Origin of the sequence: Moorena sp. SIO3B2, from assembly GCF_010692525.1 — a bacterium.
Classification (GTDB): Bacteria; Cyanobacteriota; Cyanobacteriia; order Cyanobacteriales; family Coleofasciculaceae; genus Moorena; species Moorena producens.
Genome location: NZ_JAAHHE010000813.1, coordinates 1 through 1,658 on the forward strand (window position 1 = coordinate 1; position 1,658 = coordinate 1,658).

Below are 1,658 nucleotides of genomic sequence, written 5' to 3' on the forward strand. Positions count from 1 at the left end.
AATACCTCCTGGTGGGTGACCAGCTGAAAAAGTCAGCAGTAGTTCAGGAAAAGTTTGGACCTATGCAACCATCGATCTCAAATGAAGACATGTTTTTCTCACAAGCGCGAGAGCTATTTGAAGAAATAGTGGACTGGCTGGGTTCAGATAGTGTTTGCGGTTTACAACATGGGGAATTAGAGAGTAAACTGCTTGAAAACGGATACGAACTATTAAGACGACTGCTGCAAGGTTACTTCGACAGACGAAGTGATGACGAGATCGAAGGAGAATGCTTAGGTAACGACGAAGCCAAGAGAACCCATAAGAAGAGATTTACAAGGAAGCTGACAACAATATTTGGCACGATCATCGCCAATCGAATCGGTTATGGTGGACGAAAAATAACTTCCCTCAACCCACTCGATGCCGAGTTAAACCTACCAGTAGAAAAATACTCCCACGGACTGAGAGAGCGAGTGGCTGTCGAAGTAGCTCGTTCAGGGTTTGGCGAAACAGTCGAAATCATACAGAAAACAACAGCCGCAAAAGTTGGTAAGCGACAAGTTGAACAATTGGCTGATCAAAGTGCTTGTGACTTTGATCAATTCTATGCTCATCAACAAGCACAATCGGTTGAATTGAAGGAGACGGGGGAAATAGTAGTTATTAGTGTGGATGGCAAGGGTGTTGTCATGCGTACAGAAGACTTACGTGCTCCCACGCAAAAAAGAGCGCTGGCAAATAGCAAGAAGTTAAATAAACGATTAACTAAGGGGGAAAAACGCAATTCAAAGCGAATGGCAACAGTGGCTTCAGTTTATACCATCAACCCTTTTGTTCGTACACCTCAACAAATTGTCAGCACAGAAGAAGAACACAAAAAAATCAAACGACCCAAACCAATCGGTAAGCGTGTTTGGGCAAGTTTAGTTAAAGAACCATCACTTGTTATAAAAGAAGCTTTTGACGAGGCATTACACCGCGACCCCAATCAACACAAGCGTTTTTGCGCTCTGGTCGATGGTAACAAGACACAATTATCGCGCTTTGAAAAAATTTGCTCGCGAACACCATCTCAAGTTAACGATTGTCCTGGATATTATTCATGTGATTGAGTATCTGTGGAAGGCTGCATTTGCCTTCTATTCGGACACTAGTCAACAAGCCGAAGTTTGGGTTAGTAAACGTTTACTGCTGATCCTTGAAGGTAAATCGAGTACAGTTGCTGGGGGTATGCGTGGTAGCGCTACAAAGCGCCAACTTTCTGCATCACAACGTCAGCCAGTGGATAAGTGTGCCAGATATTTACTCAACAACGCTGCTTACCTCAAATACCACGATTACTTGAAAGCTGGTCTTCCCATTGCCACTGGGGTTATTGAGGGCGCTTGTCGTCACTTAATCAAAGACAGGATGGACATTACCGGGGCTAGATGGAGTCTTATGGGTGCTGAGGCGGTTTTACGTCTGCGCTCGCTTTATGTTAGCGGTGATTGGCAAGAGTATTGGCCCTTTCACTTAAAGCAAGAGCATAAACGTAATCACTTGTCTTTGTACAAAGATGGCCTTCCTTTGATGAAACGACTAATTCAAGCTCGTTGCTCTATTACTGCTCCTCCTACTCTTCCGATACCTCTCTAAACCTGACCAAACGTCTTTCCAAAAGAGCCACACCC

1 protein-coding gene is annotated in these 1,658 nt (G+C 44.2%); it reads left to right on the forward strand.

Annotation, left to right across the window (positions count from 1 at the left end; all coding sequences use genetic code 11):
• Positions 1-62: 62 nt before the first annotated feature.
• Positions 63-1,623 (forward strand): ISKra4-like element ISMpr2 family transposase gene (locus F6K38_RS41350; protein ID WP_193374691.1). Its coding sequence is split into 2 segments (ribosomal slippage): positions 63-1,025 and positions 1,027-1,623, totalling 1,560 coding nucleotides; the frame shifts between segments, so codons are not numbered across the junction.
• The last annotated feature ends 35 nt before the right edge of the window (positions 1,624-1,658 follow it).